This is a genomic window from Novosphingobium sp. BL-S-21 (assembly GCF_055521655.1).
This window is the reverse complement of the sequence record NZ_CM145495.1, coordinates 1,828,434-1,850,575: the sequence shown is the minus strand read 5'-3', so window position 1 is coordinate 1,850,575 and position 22,142 is coordinate 1,828,434. Positions and strand designations below refer to the sequence as shown.

11 protein-coding genes are annotated in these 22,142 nt (G+C 67.7%); 8 read left to right on the top strand and 3 right to left on the bottom strand.

The features are described 5' to 3' along the window. Nucleotides 1–60: 60 nt before the first annotated feature. Nucleotides 61–2,748, bottom strand: a complete 2,688-nt coding sequence (locus ACZ1J6_RS07300) for a TonB-dependent receptor (RefSeq protein WP_132267327.1) — start codon at nt 2,746–2,748, stop codon at nt 61–63. 358 nt (nt 2,749–3,106) lie between these two features. Between ACZ1J6_RS07300 and ACZ1J6_RS07295 the strand changes: the two genes are divergently transcribed. From ACZ1J6_RS07295 to nagE, 5 genes are all read left to right on the top strand, one after another. Next, nucleotides 3,107–3,844, top strand: coding sequence for a copper homeostasis protein CutC (locus ACZ1J6_RS07295; protein WP_465127221.1), 738 nt, complete (start codon nt 3,107–3,109; stop codon nt 3,842–3,844). A 190-nt stretch (nt 3,845–4,034) separates the two neighbouring features. Beyond that, nucleotides 4,035–5,081, top strand: a complete 1,047-nt coding sequence (locus ACZ1J6_RS07290) for an SIS domain-containing protein (RefSeq protein ID WP_132267323.1) — start codon at nt 4,035–4,037, stop codon at nt 5,079–5,081. Continuing rightward, nucleotides 5,078–6,220 carry an N-acetylglucosamine-6-phosphate deacetylase gene (gene nagA / locus ACZ1J6_RS07285; protein WP_465127441.1) on the top strand — a complete coding sequence of 381 codons (1,143 nt, stop codon included), beginning with the start codon at nt 5,078–5,080 and terminating at the stop codon, nt 6,218–6,220. Before ACZ1J6_RS07290 ends, nagA begins: the two co-directional genes overlap by 4 nt. 27 nt (nt 6,221–6,247) lie before the next feature. Continuing rightward, complete coding sequence (ptsP, locus tag ACZ1J6_RS07280) at nt 6,248–8,842, top strand: phosphoenolpyruvate--protein phosphotransferase (protein WP_465127220.1); 2,595 nt, start codon at nt 6,248–6,250, stop codon at nt 8,840–8,842. After that, the gene (gene nagE / locus ACZ1J6_RS07275; RefSeq protein WP_132267317.1) at nt 8,839–10,581 is read left to right on the top strand and encodes an N-acetylglucosamine-specific PTS transporter subunit IIBC; all 1,743 of its coding nucleotides are present in this window, start codon (nt 8,839–8,841) and stop codon (nt 10,579–10,581) included. The genes ptsP and nagE overlap by 4 nt, the downstream gene beginning before the upstream one ends. Nucleotides 10,582–10,654: 73 nt before the next feature. On the opposite strand, the gene galA is transcribed toward nagE, so the two are convergent. After that, nucleotides 10,655–13,585, bottom strand: coding sequence for a beta-galactosidase GalA (gene galA / locus ACZ1J6_RS07270; RefSeq protein ID WP_465127219.1), 2,931 nt, complete (start codon nt 13,583–13,585; stop codon nt 10,655–10,657). Further along, the gene (locus ACZ1J6_RS07265) at nt 13,582–14,322 is read right to left on the bottom strand and encodes a GntR family transcriptional regulator (protein ID WP_132267313.1); all 741 of its coding nucleotides are present in this window, start codon (nt 14,320–14,322) and stop codon (nt 13,582–13,584) included. Before ACZ1J6_RS07265 ends, galA begins: the two co-directional genes overlap by 4 nt. 185 nt (nt 14,323–14,507) lie before the next feature. Between ACZ1J6_RS07265 and ACZ1J6_RS07260 the strand changes: the two genes are divergently transcribed. Genes ACZ1J6_RS07260 through ACZ1J6_RS07250 form a run of 3 tightly spaced genes read left to right on the top strand, consistent with a single transcriptional unit; the run spans nt 14,508 to nt 22,140 of the window. After that, on the top strand, nt 14,508–16,943 hold the full coding sequence (locus tag ACZ1J6_RS07260) for a beta-N-acetylhexosaminidase (protein WP_431568210.1): 2,436 nt from the start codon (nt 14,508–14,510) through the stop codon (nt 16,941–16,943). Between the two features lie 2 nt (nt 16,944–16,945). Continuing rightward, entirely contained in the window at nt 16,946–19,552 is a 2,607-nt protein-coding gene (locus ACZ1J6_RS07255) for a beta-mannosidase (RefSeq protein WP_465127218.1), read from the top strand. Next, complete coding sequence (locus tag ACZ1J6_RS07250) at nt 19,552–22,140, top strand: glycoside hydrolase family 3 C-terminal domain-containing protein (RefSeq protein WP_465127217.1); 2,589 nt, start codon at nt 19,552–19,554, stop codon at nt 22,138–22,140. The genes ACZ1J6_RS07255 and ACZ1J6_RS07250 overlap by 1 nt, the downstream gene beginning before the upstream one ends. The last annotated feature ends 2 nt before the right edge of the window (nt 22,141–22,142 follow it).

Sequence of the window (22,142 nt, the reverse complement as noted above, 5' to 3'; positions counted from 1 at the left end):
GCCCGTGTGCCTGCAGGTCTCAAGGAGGAGGAGAGGGACCTGCACGCTTTTGCACGGGACTTAGAAGCTGAACTGGGCGGTCGCGGCGAAGACGCGCCCGTTCTTGTAGAAGGCCGTCGGCGCGCTCTTGCTGCCACTGTAGGAATAATATGTCGAATCGAGCAGGTTCTGCGCGTTGGCCTGGACCGTGAAGTGGTCGTTGATCTTGTAGGAGATCGATGCGTCCAGCTGGTGATAGCCGTCGGTCGAATCCACCGAGTCCAGGCGGCCGATGCCGGTGAAGTAGTGGCTGCGCCAGTTCCAGCTGACCCGGGCCTGGAACGGGCCCTTCTCGAAGTAGGGGATCACGTTGATCGTGTGCTTCGAGAGATAGGGCAGGTTCAGCACCGCGCCGTTTTCGCCCGTGCCGCCCTTGGCATCGGCGAAGGTGTAGTTGGTCAGGATGCCGAAGCCGCCCCAGATCGGGGTCTGGAAGCCCAGCGACACGCCGTTGACGGTGGCGTTCGAGGCGTTGACCGGGCTGGAGACGATATAGGTCTCGTTCTGCTGGGTCAGGTTGTTGAACAGCACCTGCTGGCTGGTGGTGGTGACGATGTAGGATGAGATCTCGCGGCGGAAATACTCGGCCGAAAGCAGCGCGCTGTGGCCGAAGTACCATTCGGCCGAAAGCTCGTAGTTCGTCGAGGCATAAGGCTTGAGGTCGGTGTTGCCGCCGCTGGCCGTCAGCTGCGTGTCGTTGCGGCTGAAGGCGCCGGCGAGCTGGCCGTAGCGGGGACGGGCGATGACCTTGGCGATCGAGCCGCGGACCTTGATCTGGTCGTTGACGTCCCAGCTCACGTTGATGCTGGGCAGGCCCTTGAGATAGTCGTTCTTCGCACGGGCCGGCGAATAGCTGTCGCTCTCCGCGGTGTAGAGGTAATAGTCCGAGACGTCCTGGGTATAGACCGCGCGGTAGCCCAGGTTGCCGCGTATCGGCCCGGTCTCGAAGTCCAGCTGGACGTAAGCGGCGGCCGACTTCTCGTGCACCTTGAACGAAGTGCCCTCGTCAAGGCCGGTGTCGACGTAGAGGCCGTTTTCCAGCGTGTCGATCACATCTCCGCTGCGCAAGGTGGCGAACTGGTTGGCGTTGCCGCCCGAGCCCAGGCCCTTGAACAGGCCCGAGGGCGTGAGCGTGTAGTCGTAGTCCGCCAGGCTGATCGGATCGGTCAGATAGACCTGGGAGCCGGTGGCCCTCAGGCTGTTGACGTGGTCGGATGCCTTCACGCCCATGCGCACGGACTTGAAGAAGCCGTCCTCGACGTCCCACTTGGCGTCAAGCTGACCGTAGGTTTCCTTGTCGCGCTGGCGGGACGTGGCGATGCCGCCGATCTGGTAGGCTTGCACCGTGCTGCCATCGGGCAGGGTGACAGGCCGCAGGTCCGAGCGGAAGAAGGCCGTCGGATCGGTGGGCGCGGTGGAATACGTCACTGCAGTCTGGTTCTGCCCGTAGCTGTAGCTGAAGGGCATGTTGGACTGGAGGTTCATCAGGTATTCGGGATCGGTGCCGCCCGTGGCCTTGGTCCAGCCCACATTGCCGGAAAGAGTCAGGCTGTCGTTCGCCTTCCAGGTGGAGGCGAGGTTGTAGCTGTCCGTCCGCACTTTGGTCTTGCGGTAGTTCATGTCCAGCTGCGAACTGGTGGAGGGCAGGTCGGTCGCGCCGAAGGAGGCGTTAGTGACGAGGCCGTTCGAGATCGTCGCCGATTGCAGCGCCCCGGCGGCCCAGGTGGGTACGACGTACTGAGACTGGCTGAAGTTGTTGTAGGTGCCTTCGATGTGAAGGCCGGTCAGGTCGAATTCGAGGCGGTCGCTCGGCGCCCACTGCACGGCGAACTGGCCGCCGATGCGCTCGCGCGTCTGCTTGAAGTAGGCATGGTTGATGCCATAGGGATAGCGCGCAGCGGCAAGGTCCGCCGCCGTGCCGCCGGTCAGCACGGCATCGGGATTGTTGAGCGTGACGTTCCCGGCCGCATCGGTCGAGGTGAAGTCGGAACCGCTGTTGTAGCCGAAGTATTCGACGCCCGCGCGGGCCAGCGAGTCCTTGTCGTAAGTCCCGGCGACGAGAATGCCGAAGGTCGCGCTGTCGTTCTTCCAGCTATAGAGCAGCGAGCCGCGCGGATTACCGATTTCGGAGCGGTCGTTGTAGCCGAAGCCGATCGAGCCGTTGATGGTGTTCTTGTCGAGGTCCAGCGGCTTGCGGGTGCGCACGATCACGGTGCCGCCCAGCGAGCCGTCGTCGATGCGCGGTTCGGGCGACTTGAACACCTCGATCTGCGAGACGATTTCCGGCGCGAGCAGGGAATAGTTGAACGTGCGTCCGGTCACATCGCCGGCATTGCCGCCCCAGTCGGCCGAAGCGATGGAATGGCCGTCGATCAGGACGCGGTTGAGCGCGGGATCGGTGCCCTGGATCGAGACGCGCTCGCCGATGCCGAACTGCCGGTCGACGCTGACGCCGGGAATGTGCGACAGCGATTCCGCGACGTTGCGGTCGGGAAACTTGCCGATGCCTTCGGCGGTGATGACATCCACGACCGCATCGGCATTGCGTTTCACGTTGATGGCATTGGTCAGCGCGTCGCGGATGCCGGTGACGACGATGGCGCCCGCGTCTTCCGGTGCTGCCGGCTGCTGGCCGTCCTGGGCAAACGCAGGGGCGGCGAATGCCACGGTGGCGCCGGTGGCCAGCAAAGTCGCGCGTGCGAATTTCATCATTGTTTCCCTCATGGCCCGAACCTGTCCGCGCGCTTCAGCATCTGTTTTGTGAGGAATGCGCGCCGATTATTTCCTGTGACAATGCCAATATCATTCCAATGTCATGGTTGAATGTCACCAAAATAGATCCTGATGTCTATCGGAAATTTTCTCGTCATCGGGCAATGGTGGCCGTGGCGCGTTAAACCGCGGAAATGCGTGGCAAGCGCTGGTGGCGCTGTTGCCCAAGCGGTGAAGCGCTCAGGCAGTCGACGCGGGATGGGGTAGTGCGAAAGGCCAAACTATGTCCAATTCGTCGACAACCGAATCGCCCCGGAGAAAATCGCGGGGCGTAGCGTCATGAGGAAGCGGCGAAGTGCTTGAAGTCTGTGTCGAAGATGCCGCGGGCATTGCCGCGGCGGTTGCCGGCGGGGGAGACCGCATCGAGCTTTGCAGCGGGCTCGCCCTGGGCGGTCTGACGCCTGCGCAATCGCTGGTCCACCTTGCAGCGGCCGCGCCGATCCCGGTCCACATGCTCTGCCGCCCGCGTGAGGGCGACTTCGTCTATGATGCGCGGGAAGTCGGTCAGGTGATTGGCGATATTGATCTGGCGGCGCAAGCCGGGCTGGCCGGCGTCGTGATCGGCGCCGGGTCGGCGCAGGGTCTGGACCTTGCGGTTCTGGGCGCGTGGATCGACCATGTACGGCGCGCCGGCAGCGCGCGCGGGGCTCGGCTTTCCCTGACCCTGCACCGGGTCTTTGATCTGCTGGATGATATGGAGGCGGGTCTGGAGCAGGCCGTGGCCCTGGGCTTCGATCGGATCCTGACTTCGGGCGGGGCTGTCCGGGCGCCCGACGGCGTGACCATGCTGGCGCACCTGCAGGAACTGGCGGCCGGCCGGATCGTCATCCTGGCCGGCGCGGGGGTGTCCCCGGAAGCCGTTCCCGCGCTTCGCTCGGCTGGAATCGCGGAGTTTCACGCCTCTTGCCGCACGCCGGGAGAGGCAGGTTCGGGCGGTGCGCGGCTGGAGGAACTGGGCTTCCAGAAGGGGCCAAGGGCGGTGACCAGTCCTGCGCAAGTGGCCCGGTTGAAACGCGCTATCGAACGGACGTGATGGGGGTGAGCGGGGCTGGAAAACCCGCGCTCTACTGGGAGACGTGAAGAAAACGGGCGGAGCCGGTGCAAAACAGTTTGCGCATCGATCGGACTTCGGGAATACCAATATAGAACTTATACCAGATTGGTAGGCCGTCGCTTCCGGCTCGACTTCAGCCGGCGACGATGCGCAGGAGAGTCCCCCAAAGATGCTGACTGACACCGCAAGCCCTTCGACCTCCCTCATGGCCCGGGAAGCGGCCGAGGCTGCAGAGGCCGTCCGCCGTTTCCTGGAAAACAACCGCGCCGCTCTTGCCGCCCTGGCAGAGGATCTGCGCGCCAATCCGCCCTCTGTGGTGGTCACTTGCGCGCGGGGTTCGTCTGACAATGCCGCGACTTATGCGAAGTACCTGATCGAGACGCTGGCCGGCATCCCGGTTTCCTCTTCCGCGCTCAGCGTGTCTTCCGTGTTCGGCGCGGAGATGCAGCCGGGGCGGGTTCTCGTCCTGGCGATCTCGCAAAGCGGCCGCAGCCCCGATCTGCTGGCCGCTGTGGAGGCGCATCGCCGTGCCGGGGCGCGGGTGGTCGCGCTCGTCAATGACGCTTCCGCGCCGCTGGCCGACCTTGCGCACTGGGTGCTGCCGCTTCACGCCGGCCCGGAAAAATCGGTGGCCGCGACCAAGTCGTTCATCGCCTCGCTGGCCGGGGTGGCGGCGCTGACAGCGCAGTGGACGGGTGATGCCGCGCTCGGCACGGCGCTCGAACGGCTGCCCGCGGGGCTGGAAATCGCTGCTCGCACGGCACCCTTCGATCTGGTGGAAGGGCTTTCCGGTGCGAGCAATCTCTTCGTGATCGCGCGCGGATACGGTTTTGCCGTGGCGCAGGAAGGGGCGCTCAAGCTCAAGGAAACCTGCGCGCTTCACGCCGAGGCCTATAGCGCTGCTGAAGTGCGCCACGGCCCGATGACGATCATCGATGCGGGCTTCCCCATCATCGCCTTCGCCACGTCGGACGCCAGCGGCGAAAGCGTGCGCGAGGCTGCCCGTGAATTCGCGGGGCGCGGCGCGCAAGTCACTCTGCTCGACGCCGCGCAGCCCTCTGGCGAGAGCACGCTGGCCGCGCTTGCGGGCCATGCGGCGCTGGAGCCGTTGCTGATGATCCAGGCCTTCTATCCGCAAGTGAACGCGGTTTCGCTTGCACGCGGGCTCGACCCGGACAATCCAGCCCACTTGCGCAAGGTCACCGAGACACTCTGATGAAGATCGCCTTCGCCAACGGCAACGTCTACCTGGGCCGCGCATGGTCGCGGGATGCGATCGTGACCGTGGAGCAGGGGCGCATCGCCGCGGTCGCGGCGGGGCACGCGCCCGACGAGGCCGACGAAGTCATCGATCTCGCCGGCGGCTGGCTGCTGCCGGGCTTCATCGACGTTCAGGTCAACGGCGGCGGCGGGGTGCTGCTCAACGACGCGCCGACCCCGGAAGGTATCGCCGCGATCGCCGCCGCCCACGCGCGGTTCGGCACGACGGCGATGCTGCCCACCCTCATCAGCGCCACGCCCGACGTGATTGCGAGAGGTCTCGACGCCACCGACGAGGCCATTGCGGCGGGGGTTCCCGGCTGCATCGGCATCCACGTCGAAGGGCCGGTGCTCAACGCGAAGCGGCGCGGCATCCATTCCGAGGGCAACTTGCGCAAGCTGGACGACGCCATGGTCGACCTGCTCATCAGGCCCCGCGCGGGCCGCGTGCTCTTCACCATCGCGCCGGAATATCTCCACGCCGATCAGGCCAGGGCGCTGATCGCGGCGGGAGTCGTGCTGGCGATGGGTCACTCCGACGCCGATTACGAGACCGCGCGCGCGGCCTTCGGCATGGGCGTGACGGGCGTGACGCACTTGTTCAATGCCATGTCGGCGCTGCACCATCGCAATCCCGGCATGGTCGGCGCGGCGCTGGAGAACCGCTCGGCCTGGTGCGGGCTGATCGCCGACGGCTACCATGTCCATCCCGCCGTCATGCGCATCGCATTGGCGAGCCGCCCGCTCGACCGTTTCGTGCTGGTCACCGACGCCATGCCCTGCGTGGGTTCGGACCGTGAGCGTTTCACGCTCGACGGCCGCGAGATCACCGTGGCGGATGGGCGCTGCGTGGGCGCCGACGGCACGCTGGCGGGGGCCTCGCTGGATATGGCCGGCGCGGTGCGCAATGCCGTGGACATGGCGGGCCTCTCGGTGGCGCAGGCGGTCGACATGGCCACCGTGCAACCGGCCGAATTCCTGGGCATCGCCGGGGAAAGAGGCACGATTGCCGCCGGACGCACCGCCGACTTCGTCCAACTCGACCGCGCCATGGCGCCGCAGGCGACCTGGATCGCGGGCGAGCGGGTATTCTGATCCGATCACGGGGAAATAGCCAATCCGATGACCGCCGCCGTTGCCCATACCATGACCGCCGACCGCACCAGCCCGTCCGGTGAAGCCGTGATCACGATCCTTGCCCCGCTCGAAGGCTGGCTGGCGCCGCTCGATGAGATTCCCGATCCGGTCTTTGCCGGGGGCATGGTGGGCGATGGCGTGGCCATCGATCCGACAGGGTCCATGCTTCATGCGCCTTGCGCGGGCATCGTGGCCTCGCTCGCCGCGACCGGTCATGCCGTGACCCTTCGCCTCGAAGAAGGCGCGGAAGTGCTGGTCCACCTCGGCGTCGATACCGTGGCCATGGCCGGACGTGGTTTCACGCCGCTGGTGGTGGCGGATGCGGCCGTGGCGGCAGGCGACCCGCTGGTGCGCTTCGATCTCGACGCCGTGGTGACCGGCGCGCCGAGCGCGATGACGCCGGTGCTCCTGTTGGCGGGCGAGGAATGGGCGCTGGACTGGAAGCGCGCGCCGGGCCCGGTCGCGGTGGGCGAGGCAGTGATGACCTTGCGCCGCTTGGCCGCTTCCGCGAACGGCGCGGTGGAACAGCCCGAAACACCTGACGGGGAACTGGTGCGCGAGCTGCTCGTGCCGCTGCGCCACGGTATCCATGCCCGCCCGGCCGCACGTCTGCGGCAAGTGGCGACCTCCTTCGAGGCGGCCGTGCGCGTGGAGATCGCGGGCAGGTCCGCCAGCTTGCGCAGCCCAGTGGGCGTCCTGGCGCTGGGGATCGCGCTGGGCGACCGGATTTCGCTTCACGCGCGCGGCGCGCAGGCCGCCGAAGTGCTCGACGCCTTGGCCGCCCTGATCGCTGGCGGCATGGGCGAACTGGCGGAAGAGGGCGAGCAAGCCGCCCCGCCGCCGGTGCGCGCGGCCGCAGCGCCGGTGCAGCGCCGCGTCACGCAGGTTGCGGCTGATGGCACGGTGGCCGGAGTGGTCGCCGCGCCGGGCCTGGCCGTTGGTCGCGCGGTCCACTACCGCCTGGGCGAGATCGCGGTATCCGCAGGCTCCGGCGATCCTGCCACCGAACGCGCGGCGCTGGACCAGGCCTTGGCGGCCTTGCGCGCAAAGATCGCGCGCGAGAGCGAAGGCGCGGCGCAGCATGCGGCCTCGATCCTCGCGGCTCATGCCGTCATGTTGGAGGACGAGGATCTGCTCGCCGCCGCGCATGAAGCCATGGCACAAGGCAAGAGCGCCGGGGCGGCCTGGCGGCTTGCCATCGGCGAGCAAGTCGATCTCCTGCTGCGTTCCGGCGATCCCCGACTGGCCGAGCGGGTGGACGACATGCGCGATCTGGAACGGCAGGTGTTGGCGGGGCTGAGCGGCGGCGATGCCACGGGCTTCGCGCTTCCCGAGCAGGCGGTGCTTCTGGCCGAAGACCTGCTGCCTTCGCAGCTCATGGCGCTCGATGCCGGGCATCTCGCCGCGATCTGCCTGATCAACGGCGGCCCGACCTCGCATGTCGCCATCCTCGCGGCCGGCCTGGGCGTGCCGATGCTGGTGGCCATGGGTACCGCGCTCGACGACATCGCGGACGGTGCGCCGCTGGTGGTCGATGCCGTCGCTGCCCGGCTGGAGACGGCCGCGTCGCAGGCGCGGATCGACGGCGTTCGTGCGCAGATCGCCGCGCAGGCCGCGCGCCGCGCCGCAGCGCTGGAAGCGACCGGCCCCTGCCACACCGCAGACGGCAACCGCATCGAAGTCTTCGCCAATCTCGGCTCGCTGGCCGATGCACGGCAGGCCATGGCGAACGGCGCCGAGGGATGCGGTCTGCTGCGCAGCGAATTCCTGTTCGTGGACCAGCCCCGCGCGCCCAGCGCCGCCGAACAGGTCGAAACGTACCAGGCGATCGCCGATGCCCTGGAAGGTCGCCCGCTGATCGTGCGCCTGCTGGATATCGGCGGCGACAAGCCCGCGCCCTTCCTGCCGATGCCGCAGGAGGAAAACCCGGCCCTGGGCCTGCGCGGCATTCGCGTCGGCCTTGCCCATCCCGACTTGCTGGAAGCGCAGGTCGAGGCGATCCTGCGGGTGCGTCCGGCCGGGCAATGCCGGATCATGGTGCCGATGGTGGCGAGCCTTTCCGAACTGCGCGCCGTGCGGGCGGTGGTGGAAAGCGTGGCGGCCCGTCTCGGACTGGTGGAGCCGGTTTCGCTGGGCATCATGGTGGAAACGCCCGCCGCCGCCGCCACGGCGGACATCCTGGCGCGAGAGGCCGATTTCCTCTCGGTCGGCACGAACGATCTCACCCAATACGCCCTGGCCATGGACCGCGGCAATGCGGCTGTGGCCTCTGCCATCGACGGTCTGCACCCGGCGGTGCTGCGCCTGATCGGCCTTACATGCGAAGGCGGCGCGCGCCATGGCCGCTGGACCGGCGTTTGCGGCTCGCTGGCATCGGACCCGCTGGCCGTGCCGCTGTTGCTGGGTCTCGGCGTGGGGGAACTGTCCGCCACGCCGGCGCAAGTTCCCGATATCAAGGCGCTGGTTTCGGCGCTGAGCCTGGAGGACTGCCGCGGGCTTGCAGCACGGGCGCTGGAATGCGCCTCGGCCGGGGAGGTGCGCGCATTGTCACGCGAATTTCTGAAGGAGCAGGGGGCATGAGGCGGGTTCTCGAAACATTGCAGCCGCTGGGCCGTGCGCTCATGCTGCCGATCGCGGTCCTGCCGGTAGCGGGCCTGCTGTTGCGGCTAGGTCAGCCCGATCTGCTCGACATCGCGCTGCTGAGCGCGGCGGGCGATGCGCTGTTTTCGCACCTCGGCCTGTTGTTCTCCATCGGCGTCGCCACCGGCTATGCGCGGGACGGCAATGGCGCGGCCTGCCTTGCGGGCATCGTCTGCTTCCTGGTCGCTACCGAAGGCGCCAAAGTGCTCATGCCGGTACCGCCCGGGATCGATCCCGCGCTGTCGAAGGATGCTTTCGCGGCGGCGGTAGCGGCGGCCAAGAGCCAGGCCATCGGGCGGCTCGACGTGCCGATCGGCATCGTCTCGGGCCTGATCGGCGGCAATTTCTACAACCGCTTCTCGGGCATGAAGCTGCCGGAATACCTAGCGTTCTTCGGCGGGCGCCGGTTCGTGCCGATCGTCTCGGGCGTGGCCGGCCTGCTCCTGGCCTGCCTGGTCGGCCTGGGCTTCCAGCCAATCGCAACCGGGATCGACGGCGTCAGCCACGGCATCACCGGCCTGGGCGGAGCGGGCCTGTTCCTGTTCGGCCTGATCAACCGCCTGCTACTGGTGACGGGTCTTCATCACGTCTTCAACAACCTGTTCTGGTTCGTGTTTGGCGACTACAACGGCGCCCACGGTGACATCCGCCGCTTCTTCGCGGGCGATCCGACCGCCGGCAGCTTCATGACCGGCTTCTTCCCGGTCATGATGTTCGGCCTGCCCGCGGCCTGCCTGGCGATGTACCGCGCGGCGCGGCCCGAGCGGCGCAAGGCGGTGGGCGGCATGTTCTTCAGCCTGGCCCTGACCTCGCTGCTGACCGGCGTTACCGAGCCCATCGAATTCAGCTTCATGTTCCTCGCCCCGGTGCTTTACGCGATCCATGCGGTGCTGACCGGCCTTTCGATGTGGCTGACCGATGCCCTTGGCATGCATCTGGGCTTCGGATTTTCGGCGGGGCTGTTCGACTATGTCCTGAACTTCGGCAAGGCGACGCGCCCGCTGCTGCTGCTGCCGGTGGGGCTGGTCTATTTCGCGGTCTATTACGGCGTCTTCGCTTTCGCCATCCGCAAGCTGGACCTCAAGACCCCCGGGCGCGAGGACGAGGATGTGGCGGCTCCGGCCCCGACCTCGGCCCTGGCCGCCGGAGAGAACCCGGCTGGCGACACGCGCGGCGGCGCCTACCTCGCCGCGCTGGGCGGCAGCGGCAATCTGGTGGAGGTTTCCGCCTGCACCACGCGCCTCCGCCTCATCATCGTCGATCACGGCGCGGTGGACGAAGCGCGGCTCAAGGCGCTGGGTGCGCGCGGAGTGATCCGCCCTTCGGACAAGGCGCTGCAGGTAATCCTCGGCCCCGTGGCCGACATCGTTTCGGTGGAGATCCGGGAAGCCATGGCGGCGGGCCCCGCGCCCATGCCGCAAGTCGCGCGCGTCGCGAGGGCTGCGCAGGGCGCACAGAAGATGCCGCTTCCGGCGGTTCTGGTCGAAGCTCTCGGCGGCGCGGCCAACTTGCGCGGTGCGGCTCGGTACGGCAATCGCCTGAGAGTGGAACTCGTGGATACCGCCGCCATCGACGCGCCCGCGCTCACCGCCGCGGGTGTCCGCGCCCTGGGCACGACGGAAGCTGCGGCGATCCACTTGCTGTTCGCGGCGGCCGATCTGGACCGGCTCGCCGCCTGACCCTTTGCTTCGGCCGCCCATGCCCCCGGGGGTTCCGGGACCATGGGCGGCCGATCAAAGGGCGGCGCCTGGATCAGGCGGAGACGTAGACCCTGCCGGTCAGCCCGCTCGCGGGGCCTTGCGCGGCCTCGATCAGGACCACCAGCGCGCGCGCGCCGGTGCCGGCGGAAAGGGGCGCGCTCAGGGCTGCCGGTGCGGCATCCGTCTTGCGGGCGACGAGCTTTCCGTCGAGCCAGACTTCGGCCGTTCCCGTGATCTGCGCGAAGTGGAGCGTTCCGCCTTCGCCCGCGACTTTGCGCCAGGGCGTGAAGCGGGTGCGGTAACTGCGCCAGCCGCTGCTGCCGGCAGGTGCGGCGATGCCGGAGCGCACGAAGTCCCAGGAATTGTTGTCTCCATCCACCGGCGCGAAAGCGGGATCGGGCTTCTGCGCGAAACTGGCCGAGCGGCGCCAGTCGGTGATCGGCATTTCGGCCGGCACCGGCGGCACTTGCGGGCGCGGCGCCCGCGGCGCGCGGGCCAGGGCGAGGCGGGCCGGACGCAGGCCGGCGGTGCTGGCCTCCAGCGTCAGGCGGCGGCCGCTGGCATCACCCTCGACGATCACTTGCGCCAGGCCGTTGAAGAGCGCGCGTTTGCTGCCCTTTTCGCTGGCATGGTCGTTGGGATTGCCGTTGCCGAGGCCGATGATCCGCCCGCCGGAGATCGTGAAATCCACCGGCAGGTTGGCGGTGGGGACGTGGCGCCCCCTGGAATCGACGCAGTCCACGGTGATCGCCTGCACATCCTCGCCGTCGCTGGCCAGGGCCTGTCGGGCCGGCGTCAGGCGCAGCGCCACGGGGGCGCCGGTGGTCTCGTGGACCGCACGGGCCACGACTTTGCCGCCGCGCAGGGCCAACGCCTCGATCCGGCCGGGGCGGTAGGGCACCTGGAAGGTATGGCCCATGATGCGGTCGGCCGCGGGGACGCGCTCGATCACTTCCCCGTTTAGGCGCAGTTCGATGGCTTCGGCATTGGTGATCGCGAAGACCTCCAGCGTCTGCCCTTCGCGGCCCGGCGCTTCGTATTCGGGCCAGGTCCAGTGTGGGGCCAGCCAGATCACCGGGGCATCGTCGCGCCAGTGGGCCGAATGGATGCCGAAGGCGGTCTTGGGGAAGCCGCAAAGGTCCATGATGCCGAAGAAGCTGCTGACCGTGGGCCAGGCGTAAGGCGTAGGCTCGCCGTGGTAGTCGAAGCCGGTCCAGACGAAGCCGCCGGCCACGTAGGGCCGCTCGGCGATCATCTTCCAGGTGTCGCGGTGAGTGGCGCCCCAGGAGGCGGCTTCCTTGTCGAACGAGGTGATGACCTGCTGCGCCGGGATGCTCCCGAAAGCGCCGCGCGTTTCATAGGCGCTGGTGTCTTCGGAACTGGTGATCGGCTTGTCGGGGTGCAGGGCGTGGAACTTGTCGTAGTCGCCCTGGTAGTAATTGAAGCCCATGACATCGACGACCGAGGAGACGTTCTCGGGGTTGTAGAACGAGCCGTTCATCGCCGCCGTCACCGGCCGCTGCCTGTCCAGCTTGCGCACGGCGGCGCGCATGCGGCGCACCATCTCGACGCCGGCATGGGTGCCCTGCATCGGTTCTTCGTTGAACACCGACCAGAGCACGATCGAGGGATGGTTCCGATCGCGCCGCACCATCCATTCGAGCTGTGCCAGATAGTCCGGCGCGGGGTTGAACAGGCGGTTCTCGCCCATGACGACGAAGCCCAGTCGGTCGCACCAGTCCAGCACTTCCTTGGCGGGGGCATTGTGCGACATGCGGATGGCGTTGCAGCCCATCGCCTTCAGCCGCTGCAAGCGCCAGAGCGCCAGCGCATCCGGGATCGCCGTGCCCACGCCGGTATGGTCCTGGTGGATGCAGACGCCCTTGAGCTTGGTCTCCACGCCGTTGAGCACCATCCCGCGCGCGGGATCGAAGCGCACGGTGCGGAAACCGATGAACTGGCGGCGGGTGTCGACCACCTCTCCGTCGTGCAGCAGGTCCACCTCGATACAGTAGAGCACCGGGCTGTCGGGCGACCAGAGCTTGACCGTGCCGGGATCGAACCTGTTGACGACCTGGGCCTGTTCGAGCGGGGGAACCGAGATCCGGCCTCCCGTGCGATGGATTTCCCGGCCGTCGGGATCGAGCAGGCGCGTCGATATTTCCGCCTCGGCCATGTTCTCGCCGACGTTGCTCAGGCTGACCTGGACGGGCACGAGCCATGTGCCGTCATCCTGATGGACCGGGTCGCAATAGACGCCGTCCGTCTCGATCGACACGGCAGGGCGACTGACCAGCCAGACATGGCGGTAGAGCCCCGCGCCTTCGTACCACCAGCCCTCGCGCGCGGTGGCATCGACGCGCACGGCGATCCAGTTCAACTCGTCCCCGAAGCGGGCGAAAGGCGTGAGATCGACGATCACGCTGCTGTAGCCGGACCAGGAATGCGCCACTTCGCTGCCGTTCACCCAGATCGTGGCATGCGTGGCGATGCCGTCGAAATGGAGTTCGAGGCGGCGGCCCTTCTGGCTCTTGTCCAGCCGCAGCAGGCGGCGATACCAGCCGATGCCGCGCGGACGGTAGCCTTGCGAGACATTGGCACTTTCGCGCACGTCCTGTGCAATGGCCCAGTCATGCGGGAGATCGACCGCCTGCCAGTCGGAATCGTCGAAAGCGAGGGCCGCGGCGCCGCGCGCGTTGCCGGCTTTCACCGAGAGGTAAGTGGCATTGTGATCGGCCGGTTCGGCAATCGCCACCTCGCCCTCGTGGAAGCGCCAGCCGCGTTCGAGCAGGGTGCGCGAGGGGTCGGTTTCCGGCAGGCGCGGCGATGGTCCGGCAAGAGGCGGGGGCATCGGCAGCCCGTCCGGCATGCCCGGTCCGAATTGCGGTGTGGGCGCGGCAAGGCTTGAGGTCGAAAGGGCAGGCAGCAGGGTCGCGACGGCGCCGGTGGAGGCGCCGCGCAGCAGCAATTCGCGTCTTTTCATGAACCCTCGATCAACTCGGCAACGAAGTCATAGGAATCGCCGCGGTAATAGGAGCGGGTGAATTCCACCGTGCGCCCGTCGCGCAGGAAGCCGTGCCGTTCGATCAGCAGGCCGGCATGGCCGGATTCCACGCCCAGCATCTTGGCGTGTTCGGCGCCGAAGGGCACCGCGCGCAACCGCTGGAGCGCCCGGACCGGCCGGTTGCCGCTCTTTTCCAGCGCGGCATAGAGCGAGTCCCCCACGACATCGAGGCTGGCCAGGCAATATCCCGCAATCGTCGAGATTTCGAGCGCGAGCGGCTCGTCGTCGGCATAGCGGATGCGGGTGAAGCGCAGGACGGTGCTTCCGGGGGCAAGCCCCAGCGCCATCGATTCCTCGGGATTGACCGGGCCGGTCATGCGCGAAACCCAGGCGCTGGACGCGCGCTTGCCGCGCGCGGCCATGTCCTCGCTGAACGAGGTCAGCTTGGAAAAGCTCTTTTCCACGCGAGAGGCCACGAACGTTCCCGCACCGCGCCGCCGCGTCAGCAGGCCTTCCTCGACCAGACCGGCGATCGCCTTGCGCACGGTGATGCGCGAGACATCGTATTCGATGGCAAGGTTGCGTTCCGGCGGGATCGCCTCGGTCTGACTGAGCACGCCTTCGGATATGGCATCGCGGATCAGCTGCTGGAGCTGGATATACAGCGGTGCGGCGTTGTCTTCGCGCAGACGACCAATCCGGTCGGAAAATGACATTCGATCCCCCTTCGGCCCATTCTCTGGGAATGGCTTTACATTGGTCATGTTGGGGTGACAATCGCAGTAAATTGTCGCAGTTCAAGGTCAATTCGCAGGAATGGGATAAGACCTATTGCGATAAAGGATATATTTTGGTTACCTTGCCTGCTCTGGTCACAAGAAAATGAGGGGCAGGTATGGGCATGACGGCAAGGGGTTATCGGCGCGTGCGCGGCAGCAGCGCGGCAGGTGCCTCGATCCTGGCGGCGGCATTCTCCCTGGCGGCTTTCTCTCTGGCGACTCCGGCCCTCGCGGCACCTGGCTCCGCTGCATCTCCTTCCGCACCGGCGCTCACGCCCTGGCCCGCATCGGTCGAGCAGGGGCAGGGGACCTTGCTGGTCGCATCGGGATCGGCGATCGCCATCCCCTCCGGTGATGCCGACGCGGCTGCGGCCGCAAAGCTCCTGGCAGATCATGTGAAGCGCGCCAGCGGCCTCGTGCTCGCCGCGGCGGAGTCCGCTTCGCCGGCCGCGCCCGTCCGTTTCGAGCGCGATGCGGGGATCGCCGGCGCCGAGGCCTATCGGCTGCGGATCACGCCGAAGGGCGCGGTCATTTCGGCATCGGCCAAGTCCGGCTTCGTCTACGGCGCGATGACGCTGCTGCAACTCTTGACCCCCCACGCGGGCGCGGACGGCAAGGCCGTAGCGGTTCCCGTGCTGACCATCCAGGATTCGCCCCGCTTTTCCTGGCGCGGGGTGATGGTCGATCCCTCGCGCCACTTCCAGCCCATCGAATCCGTCTATGCCATCGTCGACCGCATGGTCGAGGTGAAGCTCAACACGTTGCACTTCCACCTCACCGACGACCAGGGCTGGCGCTTCGAAGTGAAGCGCTATCCCGAACTCACCCGCATCGGCGCATGGCGCCTGCCGCCCGATACCGGCGGCGGGCCCGGCCCGAAGCACGGCGGCTTCTATACGCAGGAGCAGCTCAAGGCGCTGGTCGCCTATGCCGCAGAGCGCGGCATCACCGTGGTCCCGGAGATCGACCTGCCGGGCCACGCCCAGGCGCTGGTCGCCTCTTATCCCGAATTCGGCGTGCTGGGCGACCGTCCGGCCGTGTCGCACGACTGGGGCGTCAATCCCTGGCTGTTCAATCCGAACGATGCGGGCATGACGTTCGTGCGCAACGTGCTGGACGAGCTGATGGCCGTCTTCCCCTCGCAGTTCATCCACATCGGCGGCGATGAGGCGGTGAAGGACCAGTGGGAGCGTTCGCCCGAAGTCCAGTCGCAGATGCGCAAATTGGGCATCAAGACCGAGAACGAGATGCAGAGCTGGATGATCGACCGGTTCGGCGAATATCTCGCGCAGCATGGCCGCCGCCTGATCGGCTGGGACGAGATCCTGGAAGGCGGCCTGCCTGCCTCCGCCTCGGTGATGAGCTGGCGCGGCGAGCAGGGCGCGGTGGATGCGGCCAATGCCGGGCACGACGTGGTGCTCTCGCCCGCGCCCAACCTCTATCTCGACAATCTGGAATCGACCCTGCCGGACGAGGCGCCGGGGCGCATCTCGATCCAGACGATGGAAGCGGTCTATCGCTACGATCCGATGCCCAAGGGCATCGATGCCGCCAAGGCGAAGCATGTCCTGGGCGTGCAGGGCAATGCCTGGAGCGAATATATCGTCACGCCCTGGCAGCTGCAGCACAAGCTGTTCCCGCGCGTGGGCGCGATTGCCGAGACCGCATGGTCGCCGCAAGTCACGGGAGAGAAGGACTATCCGGGCTTCCTCGCGCGCCTAACGCCGCAGATCCAGCGCTGGAAGCAGGGCGGCTTCGAAGTGTCCGACAGCGCCTTCGGTGTTGCCTTCACCCCCACCCAGGGGCGCGGCGCCCAACTTGAGGCGACGCGTATCGGCATGTCGCTGGCCAACCAGGCCGCTTACGGCACGATCCGCTACACGCTGGACGGCAAGGAACCGGGGGCGAAGTCTCCCGCCTATGCCAGGCCGCTTGCCGTGAAGCCGGGCACGGTCGTCACCGCCGCCAGCTTCGCGCCGGACGGCACCCGGCTTTCCGCGCCGCGCCGCTACGATACCGCGCGCGAGACGCTGCTGACTTCCACCGCCTCCGCGCTCGCGGCCTGCCCGCGCGGCGCACAGGGCCTGCGCGTGCCGCTCTCGGCCGATGCCACGAGCAATGGCCCGGCCTATAACGTCAACATCTTCGACACCTGCCAGGCGGACGATCACGCGCCGCTCGCCCATGCGAAGTCGATCACCGTCTCGGTCGCGCGCCTGCCGCGCAACTACGGCCTGGCGCATGATGCTTCGGCGCTGATCGGGCACATCGCGGTGACGACGCACGGCGAACTCGTCATCAGCGCGGGCTGCCGCGCGGCGGAGAAGAATGCCGATCGCAAGCAGAAGGAGCATGCGCCGATGCCCGGAGCAACCGTCCTCGCCGCGTTCCCGCTGCCCGATCCCGAGACGTCGCCGCAGCAGTTCACTTTCACCGCGAACCTGCCGGACCGGCCGGAACTCAAGGACGAGGCCGATGTATGCTTCCAGTTCACCTCGCCGCTTTCCGATCCGTTCTACGCGGTGGAAAAGGTCGTCTATGGCGAGAAGGTGAAGTGAGCATGGGAAGAGCATTCGCAAAGGGTGCGCTGGCCATCTGGCTGGCCGGCGCTTCTGCGGCCGTGTTGGCCGCTCCTCCCAGCCAGACTGCGCTGGACGAGGGCTGGCAGGTCCGCGTCGCGCCGAGCGACAGCGCTGCCGTCAAGGCGCATCCCAAGGCGGCGCGCTGGTTTCGGGCGCAAGTGCCCGGCACGGTCCAGCAGGACCTGATCGCCGCGCGGCAGGTGCCCGATCCCTTCCTTGGCACCAACGAGGCGGCGATCCAGTGGGCGGGCCTGACCGACTGGGAACTGCGCCGCACGCTCGACGTCAGCGCGGCTTCGATGAGCCGCGGGCATCTGGACCTCGTGTTCGACGGGCTGGACACGTTCGCGACCGTGTTCATCAACGGCCGGCAGGTGCTCAAGGCCGATAATGGCCACCGGCAGTGGCGCGTCGCGGCCAAGCCCTTCCTGAAGCAGGGACGCAACGAGATTCTCGTGCGCTTCGCCTCGCCGATCCGCACCTTGCAGCCGATGGTGCTGGCCGAGGCCCATCCGCTGCCGGGTGAATACGATTCCGCCTTCGGGGACGAGCCCAAGGGCAAGCAGACCTCCGCCTATATCCGCAAGCCCAAGTACCATTACGGATGGGACTGGGGCCCGCGCATCGTGAACCAGGGCATTTCCGGGCCGGTGCGCCTGGAAGCCTGGGACGAGGCGCGGCTCGGCGCTTTCGAAGTGGTGCAGGAGGCGCTCGGCAAGGACGAGGCGCGGCTGGTCGCGAAGTTCCGCGTCGTGGCGGACAAGCCGGGCAGGGCGCAGTTCACCGCACGCATGACCGGGCCGGACGGGCAGGCGCTCGCTCCGGTCTCACGCGAGGCTTCGTTCGATGCGGGCGAAAGTGTCGTCACCGTGCCGCTGACCATTGCCGCGCCGAAGCGCTGGTGGCCGGTCGGCTACGGCGCGCAGCCGCTCTACAAGGTCTCGGGCGAGATCGCCTCGGGCGCGGGCGCCGGATCGAAGGCGGCCCGCAACCTGGGCCTGCGCGATGTCGAACTCGTGCGCGGAGACGGCGCTTTCGGGTTCCGCGTCAACGGCGTGACCGTTTTCGCCAAGGGCGCGAACCTCATTCCCTTCGACATGTTCCCCTCGCGCGTCACCGACGCGAAGATGCGCGGCTTGCTGGAGGATTCCCTCGCGGCGAACATGAACATGATCCGCGTCTGGGGCGGCGGCTACTATCTGCCGGACAGCTTCTACGACATGGCGGACCGCATGGGCCTGATGGTCTGGCAGGACTTCATGTTCGGCGGCGCGCTGCCGCCCGCCGATTCGGCCTACCGCGAGAACGTGCGGATCGAGGCCGATCAGCAGGTCGAGCGGCTGGGATCGCACCCCTCCATCGTCATCTGGGCGGGCGGCAACGAAGTGCTGTCCGGCTGGGAGACCTGGAGCGACCGCAAGGCCTGGAAGAAGGCCGTCGGCGCCGACGAGCATGAGCGCATGGCGACTTCCATGACCGTGCTGTTCGACCGCGTGCTGCGCGGCGCCGTGAGCGATCACGCGCCGACGACGCCCTATTGGCCGGGTTCGCCTTCGACCGATTACGAAGGTCCGGTCGATACCGATGCCGCAGGCGACCGCCATTTCTGGGATGTCTGGTCGGGCTCCAAGCCGGTCGAGAACTATACGCTCTCCTGCCCGCGCTTCATGTCGGAATATGGCTTCCAGGCGATGCCGGTCATGGCGACGATCCGCGGTTTTGCGGGCGATGCGGCTGAGGCGCCGGACAGTCCGGTGATGAAGGCGCACCAGAAGTTCCTCGCGGGCGAGGGCAACGAGCGCCTCAGGTTCTACCTCGACGCCCGGCTGCGTCCCGCCAAGGACTTGGCGGACTTCGTCTACCTGACGCAAGTGAACCAGGCGCAGGCCATCGATCTGGCCGCGCGTCATCACCGTGCCTGCGCGCCGGTGACGCTGGGTTCGCTCTACTGGCAGCTCAACGACGTCTGGCCTTCGATCTCCTGGGCGAGCGTGGACTATGACGGTCGCTGGAAGCTGCTGCACTATGCCGCGCGGCGGTTCTTCGCGCCGCAGGTGGTGGTGGCCGAGCACAAGCAGGGCGCCACCAAGGTCAGCTTCGCGTCGGACGCGACCAGCCCGGTCGCGGCCGAGTGGCGGTTGACCGGCTATGCCATGGACGGCGCGAAGCTGGGCGAAGCGGGCGGGGCGGTGACGCTGGCTCCCACGACCGCCACTGCCGTTCCCGATGTGTCGGACGCGCAAGTCTTCGCGAGCGCTCCGGCAGAGGCAAGCTATGCGGTGGCGGAACTGGTGGTGGGCGGCAAGACCGTCTCGCGCCAGATTGTCGAGCGCGCCTTGCCCAAGGCCATGGCCTATCCCGCGCCCGGCCTTTCCGCCACCTGGGACGGCAAGGCGGTGACCATCACCGCCAAGGCGCTGGCCCGCGCGGTCATGCTCGATTTCGGCGCGGTGGATGCGAGGGCCTCGGACAATGGCTTCGATCTGCTGCCGGGCGAAAGCCTGCGGATCGAGATCAGCTCGAAGGCCGATGCGGCAGCTCTGCGCAAGGCGCTGGTGCTGCGTACTCTGGCGGGAGAAAAGTGATGAAGGCCCTGTTCCCGATCACGCTCGCCATGGCACTGGCCGCGCCTCCGGTCGCGGCGCAGGAGGCCGAGGCGGATCAGGCCGTGCTTGCCGCCATCGCCAAGGCCGATTTGGCCGAAAAGGCGGACCAGCTCCAGAGCACCGCCCCCGCCGCCAAGGCCATGGGCCTGCCCGCCTACGACTGGTGGAACGAGGGCCTCCACGGCCTCGCCCGCAACGGCGTCGCCACGGTGTTCCCGCAGGCGGTCGGCCTCGCCGCCACTTTCGATCCGGCGCTGATGGAGCAAGTGGGCACGGTGGTCTCCACCGAGGCGCGGGCGAAATTCAATGCGAAACCCGTGAATGCCGACCGGCGCATCTACGAGGGCCTGACCATCTGGTCGCCCAACATCAACATCTTCCGCGACCCGCGCTGGGGCCGGGGGCAGGAGACCTACGGCGAGGACCCGTTCCTCACCGGCTCGCTGGCAGTGGGCTTCATCAGGGGCTTGCAAGGGCCGGACCCGCTCCACCCCCGCGTGATCGCGACGCCCAAGCACCTCGCCGTCCACTCCGGCCCCGAGGCCGGGCGCGACAGTTTCGACGTGGACGTCAGCCCGCAGGACCGCGAGGCGACTTATCTCCCCGCCTTCCGCAAGGCGGTGACCGAGGCCAAGCCGCTTTCGCTGATGTGCGCCTACAACTCGACGCACGGCGTGCCCGTCTGCGCCGACGAAGCGCTGCTCAACGGCACCTTGCGCCGCGACTGGGGCTTCAAGGGCTTTGTCGTATCGGACTGCGATGCCGTGGCGAACATCTGGATGTTCCACAATTACCGCTATGACGCCGCCGAGGCTTCGGCAGCCGCGATCAAGGCAGGCACCGACTTCGACTGCGGCACGACGTATGCCGCGCTCACCCAGTCCGTGGCGCGCGGGCTGCTCAGCGAGCCCGAAGTGGACCGCGCACTCGCCCGCTCGCTGGAGGCCCGCTACAAGCTTGGTATCGCTTTCGGCGCGAGCAATCCGTGGGCGAAGATCAAGCCTTCCCAGGTCGGCACGCCCGCCCACCGCGCCCTCGCGCTGGAGGCTGCGCGCAAGTCGGTGGTGCTGCTCCAGAACGAGAACGGCCGACTGCCGCTGAAGGCCGGCACCCGCCTCGCGGTGATCGGCACCAATGCCGACGATCTCGCGGTGATCGAGGCCAATTACCACGGCACCGCCGCCGATGCCGTGACCCCGCTGGAAGGCATCCGCCGCCAGTTCGGCGCGGCCAATGTCGCTTATGCGCAAGGCTCGGTACTGGCCGAGGGCGCGCCGGTGGTCGTGCCGGAAACCGCGCTTGTCGCGGACGGCAAGCCGGGGCTCAAGGCCGAATATTTCGACATGTCCGGCAAGCGCGTGCTGGCGCGGCAAGATCGCCGGGTGGACTTCAACCTCACCCGCACCGCGCCCAAGGGGCTGGATGCCAAGGGCTTCAAGGTGCGCTGGACCGGCGCGCTGGTTCCGCCGGGGCCGGGCACGTATCGCGTCGCGCTCGACATTCCGGCCTGCTGGAAGGACTGCACGCGTCACGACGACGTGCGCCTGACCTTGGGCGGCAAGGCACTCCACGCCGGGGTTCTCGGCAAGCAGCGGGTCGAATTCGACGTCGTTTCGGACGGCACGCCGCAACCGATCAGTCTCGAACTCGACCACTACGGCGAAGACGAGGGCCTGCGCCTGATGTGGCTGCCGCCCGCCGATATCCAGCGCGCGGAGGCGGTGAAGGCGGCCGCGCAGGCCGACGCCATCGTCGCCGTGCTGGGCCTCTCACCCGATCTCGAAGGCGAGGCGCTGCAAGTGCAAGTGCCCGGCTTCGTCGGCGGCGACCGCAGCGACATCGCCTTGCCCGAGCCGCAGGCCGAACTGCTGGCCGCACTCCACGCCACCGGCAAGCCGGTGATAGTCGTGCTGACGAGCGGCAGCGCGGTTTCGATCGATCCTGCGATGGCCGATGCGGTGATGGAGGCCTGGTATCCGGGCGAGGCGGGCGGCACTGCCATTGCCGAGACGCTGGCCGGGCGCAACAACCCCTCGGGCCGCCTGCCGGTGACTTTCTACAAGTCCACCAGCGACCTGCCGGCATTCGTCGACTATTCGATGAAGGAACGCACTTATCGCTACTTCACCGGCACGCCGCTCTGGGGCTTCGGCCACGGGTTGAGCTATACGACTTACGGCTACGAAGGTGCCAAAGTCTCCGCGCCCGCCCTGGGTCAGTCGGTGACGGTCACGGCCACCTTGCGCAACCTCGGCGGCATGGCGGGCGAGGAAGTGGTGCAGGCCTATGTCGTGCCGCCCGTGATCGAACCGCATCCGATCATGACGCAGGGTGTGCTTCAGCGCCAGCTTGCGGCCTTCACGCGGGTGTCGCTGGCGGCGGGCAAGTCGCGGGAAGTCTCGCTGACCATCGATCCGCGCAGCCTTTCGGTCGTGGACCGCCGGGGCACGCGCCGGGTCGTTCCGGGCGATTACAAAGTGTGGATCGGCGGCGGCCAGCCGGGTGACGGCGCGGGTGCATGGGTGCAGTTCACCTTAACCGGACAGGCTCAGGAGCTGCCGAAGTGACA